The 6,401-nt window shown below is 72.0% G+C and carries 5 protein-coding genes and 1 tRNA gene; 5 read left to right on the top strand and 1 reads right to left on the bottom strand.

What is annotated here, in order from left to right; all coding sequences use genetic code 11:
* The first annotated feature begins 324 nt into the window (after positions 1 to 324).
* The 3 genes from E1283_RS29700 to E1283_RS29690 all read left to right on the top strand — a co-directional run bounded on the left by E1283_RS29700 (position 325) and on the right by E1283_RS29690 (position 2,955).
* Positions 325 to 813, top strand: coding sequence for a MarR family winged helix-turn-helix transcriptional regulator (locus E1283_RS29700; protein WP_132821259.1), 489 nt, complete (start codon positions 325 to 327; stop codon positions 811 to 813).
* A 100-nt stretch (positions 814 to 913) separates the two neighbouring features.
* On the top strand, positions 914 to 2,410 hold the full coding sequence (locus tag E1283_RS29695; RefSeq protein ID WP_132821258.1) for an MFS transporter: 1,497 nt from the start codon (positions 914 to 916) through the stop codon (positions 2,408 to 2,410).
* A gap of 89 nt (positions 2,411 to 2,499) precedes the next feature.
* Positions 2,500 to 2,955: a TIGR03618 family F420-dependent PPOX class oxidoreductase gene (locus E1283_RS29690; protein WP_132821257.1), complete on the top strand. Its 456-nt coding sequence runs from the start codon at positions 2,500 to 2,502 to the stop codon at positions 2,953 to 2,955.
* A gap of 104 nt (positions 2,956 to 3,059) precedes the next feature.
* On the opposite strand, the gene E1283_RS29685 is transcribed toward E1283_RS29690, so the two are convergent.
* A tRNA-Met gene (locus tag E1283_RS29685) sits at positions 3,060 to 3,136 on the bottom strand.
* Positions 3,137 to 3,235: 99 nt separating this feature from the next.
* Between E1283_RS29685 and E1283_RS29680 the strand changes: the two genes are divergently transcribed.
* Positions 3,236 to 3,862, top strand: a complete 627-nt coding sequence (locus E1283_RS29680; RefSeq protein WP_132821256.1) for a DUF4232 domain-containing protein — start codon at positions 3,236 to 3,238, stop codon at positions 3,860 to 3,862.
* Positions 3,863 to 4,013: 151 nt separating this feature from the next.
* Positions 4,014 to 6,350, top strand: a complete 2,337-nt coding sequence (locus E1283_RS29675) for a rhamnogalacturonan lyase (protein WP_132821255.1) — start codon at positions 4,014 to 4,016, stop codon at positions 6,348 to 6,350.
* The last annotated feature ends 51 nt before the right edge of the window (positions 6,351 to 6,401 follow it).

Raw genomic sequence — 6,401 nt, 5'->3', positions numbered from 1 at the left:
GGGCGGTGCCGATGTGGGGCGCCAGGGCGGCGAGGGCGGCGACGCGGTGGGCCTCGTCGATCACATGGAACTGGCCGGTCGCCCGATCCAGCCAGGCGACGTTCTCGCCGCCCGGTAAGTTCACGTACAGCCGGTCATGACCGAAACGCTTCCACGGCGACACCCGCAACTCGCTCACGTCCGACACTCCTCCGCTTACGGAAAGACACTCAGCGTCGCCATTCGAGCAGCGAGCGACCGGATGGGGCAAGAGCGCGACGGAGAGCGCACACATGCGCCGTTTGCGGATCATCCGCCACGGATCGGTCGCGTTACGCTGGCGACATGACCGCCATGACGCCGCAGAGTCGCACCGAGCCCGACCTGTCGTTCCTGCTCGACCACACCAGCCACGTGCTGCGCACCCGCATGGCCGCCGCGCTGGCCGAGGTCGGGCTGACGGCGCGGATGCACTGCGTGCTGACGCACGCGCTCGAAGAGGAGCGCACCCAGGCGCAGTTGGCGGAGATCGGGGACATAGACAAGACCACGATGGTGGTCACCGTGGACGCGCTGGAGGAGGCCGGGCTCGCGGAGCGGCGGCCGTCGAGCGCGGACCGGCGGGCGCGGGTGATCGCGGTGACCGAGGAGGGCGCGCGGGTGGCGCGGCGGAGCCAGGAGATCGTCGACGGGGTGCACGGGGAGACGTTGGGCGCACTGCCCGAGGGGGAGCGCGAGGCACTGCTCTCGGCGATGAACCGGCTGGTCAGCGGGTTGCTGGCGGAGCCGGTCGAGAGCCCCCGGCCGGCACGGAGACCGCGCCAGCGGGGCTGACGGCCGCACGGAAGCCAAACAAGGACCGACAGAGATAGTCCGCAACAAATCTATCTGCTACGGTCTCTCTTGTTGCCTGAACGAGGACAGGAGAGGTCTCATGGCATCCGCATCTCCGCCCCCACCACCCGCACTGACCCCACGCTCGCGCTGGGTCGCGCTGGGGGTGATCGCGTCCAGCATGTTGGTGATCGTCCTGGACGGCAGCATCGTGACCGTGGCCATGCCCGCCATCCAGGACGACCTCGGGTTCTCGGCCACCGGCCTGAGCTGGGTCGTCAACGCCTACCTGATCGCCTTCGGCGCGCTGCTGCTGCTCGCCGGCCGGCTCGGTGACCTGATCGGCCGCCGGCGGATGTTCGCCGCCGGCACCGCGGTGTTCACCGCGGCGTCGCTGCTGGCCGGCCTCGCGGCCTCGCCCGGGTGGCTGATCGCCGCGCGGTTCCTCCAGGGCGTCGGCAGCGCCATGGCCTCCGCCGTCGCGCTCGGGATCCTGGTCACGCTCTTCACCGAACCCGGCGAACGCGGCCGCGCCATCGCGGCGTTCAGCTTCACCGGCGCGACCGGCGCCGCCCTCGGGCAGGTGCTCGGCGGCGTGCTGACCGACGCGCTGAGCTGGCACTGGATCTTCTTCATCAACCTGCCGATCGGCCTCACCGTCCTGGCGCTGACCCGCCGCTACCTGCCGAACGACGTCGGCGCGGGCGGCGGCGCCGGCCGCGCGGCGGGGGCCGACGTGCCGGGTGCCGCGCTGGTCACCGCCGGCCTGCTGCTCGGCAGCTACGCGGTGGTCAACGTCGAGCGGTACGGCGGGACCTCGCCGCACACCCTCGGTGCCGGACTGGTCGGGCTGCTGCTGCTCGCCGGGTTCGTGCTGCGGCAGGCGACGGCGCGGACGCCGCTGATGCCGCTGCGCGTGCTGCGCCCGCGCCAGGTCTGGGCGGCCAACCTGATCCAGGTACTGCTGGTCGGCGCGATGTTCTCGTTCCAGGTGATGTTCGCGCTCCACCTCCAGAACGTGCTCGGCTACGGCGCCGGGGACACCGGCCTGGCGATGCTGCCGGTGGCCGTCGTCATCGGCGTCGTGTCCCTCGGGTTCGCGGCGCGCCTCAACGCCCGGTTCGGCGAACGCGCCACGCTGGTGGCCGGGTTGGCGATGCTCACGACGTTCCTGGTGCTGCTGGCCCGGCTGCCGCGGGACGCCGACTACCTCACCGACCTGCTGCCCGTGCTGCTGCTCGGCGCCGGATTCGGCCTGGCGCAGCCCGCGTTGACCAGCTTCGGGATGTCGGCGGCCAGGCCCGCGGACGCCGGGCTCGCCTCCGGTCTCTTCAACACCACCCAGCAGGTCGGCATGGCGCTCGGCATCGCCGTGCTCTCGACGGCCGCCGCCGCCCGCACCGAGGGGCTGCTCGGCGACGGCGCGAGCCGGGCGGCGGCGCTGGCCGGCGGCTACCGGCTGGCCTTCGGGATCGGCGCGACGCTGCTGCTGGCGGCCATCGTGCTGGCGCTGACGGCGCTCGGCCGGCCGCGGAGCGGTCAGGCGCCGGTGACGGCGGCGCGGGACCAAGTGGAGCGGGCGCCGGCCGGCGTCTGATCGGCCGCCGATGTCTGATCGGCGTCTGATCGACGTCTGATCGCCAGGGAAAGCCCGAACGACGAGATACGAACGAGGGAAGCGACGAGATGAGCGCGAACAAGGCGGCGCCCCGGGTGCTCAGCGAGGACGAGGCGTCCCGACTGCTCGGGGACAGCGGATTCGGCGTGTTGGCGAGCGTGCGCGCCAGCGGACACCCGCACCTGACCACCGTGCTCTACCACTGGGACGAGAAGGAGCGCCTGGTGCGCGTGTCGAGCACCGCCGAGCGCGGCAAGCCCCGCCAGTACCGCCGCGATCCGCACGCCGCGTTGCACGTGAGCACCCCGGACCAGCTGGCGTTCGCCGTCGCCCAGGGCACCGCCGAGGTGTCGGAGCCGACGGCGGAGCCCGGCGACGCGGTGGGACGCGAGCTGCTGACCGTGGTCCCCAAGGCCCTGTGGCTCGCGGATGAGGAGAGTTTCCTGCGGGAGTTGGTGGCCGAGCGGCGCGTGGTGATCAGGATCAGGGTGGATCGGCTCTACGGCACGGCACTCGACGCGTGAGGCTCGGCCCGACGGCCAGCGGCGAGACCGCCAGGAGAAAAGGCCACCGGGAGAAAAGCACGAGGGCCTGACCACCGTGTTCGGTGATCAGGCCCTCGTACTACTGGTAGCGGGGACAGGATTTGAACCTGCGACCTCTGGGTTATGAGCCCAGCGAGCTACCGAGCTGCTCCACCCCGCGTCGACAGGCTTAACTCTACGCCACGCGGAGGGGTGCTCGCACCACACTTCCCCTCCGCCACATGAACGGCGCCCACCGGAGGCGTGCGAGGATCCCGGAATGAGGTGGACGCACACGAGACGACCGGCCCTGGCCCTCGCCGCCATCGGCGCCATCGGCGCGTTGACCGCCGGCTGCGGCACGGCGACGGCGGCCCGTGACGACGGCGCGAGCGGGGCAGGTGACGCGCCCGCCGTGGTGTCGCCGTCGCCGACGGCGCCCACCGTCACCCCGCCGTCCACCGAGTGCCCCGAGTCGGGGGCGCGGGTCACCCCCGGCCTCATCGACGCCGCCATGGGACTGCGGGCCGGAACCATCGTGCTGGACAACTGCGGCACCGAGCCCTACACGGTCGAGGGCTACCCCGAACTCACCCTCGTCGACGACGACGGAGTCGAGCCGCTGCCGGTCGGGATCCAGCACGACACCACGGACATCACCGCCTCGTTGAACGGCTTCGACGAGCCGCCGCGGCCGGTGACGCTGGAGCCCGGCGAGTCGGCCTGGGCCACGATCGGCTGGCGGAACACCGTGGAACTCGGCGGCGAGTCGCTCGACGCCCGGTTCGTCGACGTCGTGCCGGCCCCCGGCGAGGAGACGCAGCGGATCATGCCGGACGGCGGGATCGACCTCGGCACCACGGGTCGGCTGGCCGTGAGCCCCTGGGTCGCGTTCGACCGCGGCTGACCCGAAGGGCCGCGCGGCGGAAAGCGGTTGCTGCACGTTACTGCGCGAAGTATTGACCCGCTCCCCATCGCCTCATACTGTCGCGGCCGCGTCGATTGAAACGAATCAATCGACCGGTACCACCCCGACAGACGGAGGAAGGCGACCTCTGATGAGATCACCTGACGGCCCAAGAGCCAGGCGCCGCCCGGCATTCGGCGCCCTGGCCATCCCGCTCGCCGGCCTGCTGCTGCTGACCGCTGGCCCGGTCGCCCAGGCGGCACCCGACCACCCGACGGGCGGCCGGCCGGCCGCCGTCCAACTGGAGGACCTGGACCGCGGTCTCGTCGCCGTCGCCACCGACGAGGGCGTCTTCCTCAGCTGGCGACTGCTCGGCTCCGAGGCCACGGGACACACCGAAACCGGCCTCTCCGGCTCCGACTTCGCCGTCTACCGGGACGGCCGGCGCATCGCCACCGTCACCGACTCCACCAACTACCTCGACGAGGCCGCGACCCCGGACGCCGAGTACCGGGTCGCGCCCATCGACCGCGGCCGCGAGGGCCGCCGCAGCGACCCCGTCTCCCCCTGGGCCGACGGCTACTACGACCTGCCGCTGCGCAGGCCGGCCGGCGGTGTCACCCCGGCCGGCGAGCAGTACACCTACTCCGCCAACGACATGAGCGTCGGCGACGTGGACGGCGACGGCCAGTACGAGTACGTCGTCAAGTGGGACCCGTCCAACTCCAAGGACGTCTCCCAGGTCGGCTACACCGGCAACGTCTACGTCGACACGTACGAACTCGACGGCACCCTGCTCAGCCGCGTCGACCTCGGCGTCAACATCCGCGCCGGCGCGCACTACACCCAGTTCCTGGTCTACGACTTCGACGGCGACGGCCGCGCCGAGATGATGCTCAAGACCGCCCCGGGCACCACCATCACCCGCTACCGGCCCGACGGCCGCGTCGCCCGCACCGAGTACGTCACCATGCCGCGCGCCGACGTCCGCGCCGGCTACTCGCACCGCGACGACTACCGGCTCAGCGCCGACGGCTACTTCGACCACCTGGTCGAGATGTTCCAGGGCTGGACCGAACACCCCGAGGTGGTCGCCGGGAACTGGCCGGCCACCCTGGAGGAGGCGTTCGGCATCGAGCCGCGCTACTCCTACCCGCTCTCCCGCGAGGACGCCGAGGCGCTGGCCGACCACTTCGTCGACGTCTACGCGCCGAGCCGCTCCACCCGCAACAACCTGCGCGCCTTCGAGGGCTTCATCCTGGAGGGCCCCGAGTACCTGACCGTCCTCGACCCGGGCGCCGGGCGGGAGTTGGAGACCATCCGCTACACGCCCGGCCGGCACGACGACGGCCTGATGTGGGGCGACTACGCGATGGCCAGGATCGAACCCGGCAACCGCGTGGACCGCTTCCTCGCCACCGTCGCCTACCTCGACGGCCGCCGCCCCTCGGCGGTCTTCGCCCGCGGCTACTACACCCGCTCCACGATGGTGGCCTACCGCTGGGACGGCCACCGGCTGCGCGAGGACTGGACCGTGGACAGCGGCTGGACCCCGATGTCCAACCCGTTCAACGACTCGCCGCACGGAGTCGACGGCACCGACCCGGAGTTCGGCACCCTGACGACCCAGGGCTTCCACTCGCTCAGCTCCGCCGACGTGGACGGCGACGGGAAGCAGGAGATCGTCTACGGCTCCGCCACCATCGACCACGACGGCAGCCTGCTCTACAGCTCGTTCGCCGAGGCGCCGCCGGAGGCCGCGCAGCCGGGCGAGAACATCCGCCTCGGCCACGGCGACGCCATGCACGTCGCCGACATCGACCCGGACCGCCCGGGGCTGGAGATCTTCACCGTCCACGAGGGCGGCCGCTACGCGCCCTACGGCTTCGCGCTCCGCGACGCCGCCGACGGCGAGGCGCTGTACGGCGGTTACACCGGCGTCGACACCGGACGCGGCATGATCGGCGACGTCGACCCCGACCACCGGGGCGTCGAGACCTGGGCGTCCCAGCCGCAGTCGGTCTCCGAGACGGGGCTGTGGACGGCGCGCGGCGACTACCTCGGCCCGCAGACGCCCGGCACCAACATGTCGATCCGCTGGTCCGGCGACCTCACCACGCAGATCGTCGGCGGCGCGCTCGACGTGACGCCGACCATCTCGGACTGGCGGCGCGGCACGCTGCTGACCGCGGAGGGCACGCTGACCAACAACCACACCAAGGGCAACCCGTCGCTGGTGGCCGATGTCTTCGGCGACTGGCGGGAGGAGCTGATGGTGCGGACGGCGGACAGCTCGGCGATCCGCTTCTACCTGAGCACGGAGGTGACGGAGCACAAGCTGTACACGCTGATGCACGACCCGCAGTACCGGGTCGAGGTGGCGCGGCAGCAGACGACGTACAACCAGCCGTCGTACCCGAGCTTCTACCTGGCGTCGGACATGGACTGGTCGCGGGTTCCGTTGCCGGCGCCTGGCCGGCGGGGCTGACCGACGACCGGTGGTGGGGCCCGGCCGCCGAGGCCGGGGTCACCCCACCCG

The sequence above is a fragment of the Streptomyces hainanensis genome, assembly GCF_004348415.1.
Taxonomy (GTDB): domain Bacteria; phylum Actinomycetota; class Actinomycetes; order Streptomycetales; family Streptomycetaceae; genus Streptomyces; species Streptomyces hainanensis.
Note: the sequence above shows the minus strand (reverse complement) of the source record. Positions and strands in the feature narration are given on the sequence as shown.

Bases quoted from the DNA above. Each gene is read 5' to 3' on its own strand.
- E1283_RS29700 (WP_132821259.1), top strand. From the start codon at position 325: ATGACCGCCATGACGCCGCAGAGTCGCACCGAGCCCGACCTGTCGTTC.
- E1283_RS29695 (WP_132821258.1), top strand. From the start codon at position 914: ATGGCATCCGCATCTCCGCCCCCACCACCCGCACTGACCCCACGCTCG.
- E1283_RS29690 (WP_132821257.1), top strand. From the start codon at position 2,500: ATGAGCGCGAACAAGGCGGCGCCCCGGGTGCTCAGCGAGGACGAGGCG.
- E1283_RS29680 (WP_132821256.1), top strand. From the start codon at position 3,236: ATGAGGTGGACGCACACGAGACGACCGGCCCTGGCCCTCGCCGCCATC.
- E1283_RS29675 (WP_132821255.1), top strand. From the start codon at position 4,014: ATGAGATCACCTGACGGCCCAAGAGCCAGGCGCCGCCCGGCATTCGGC.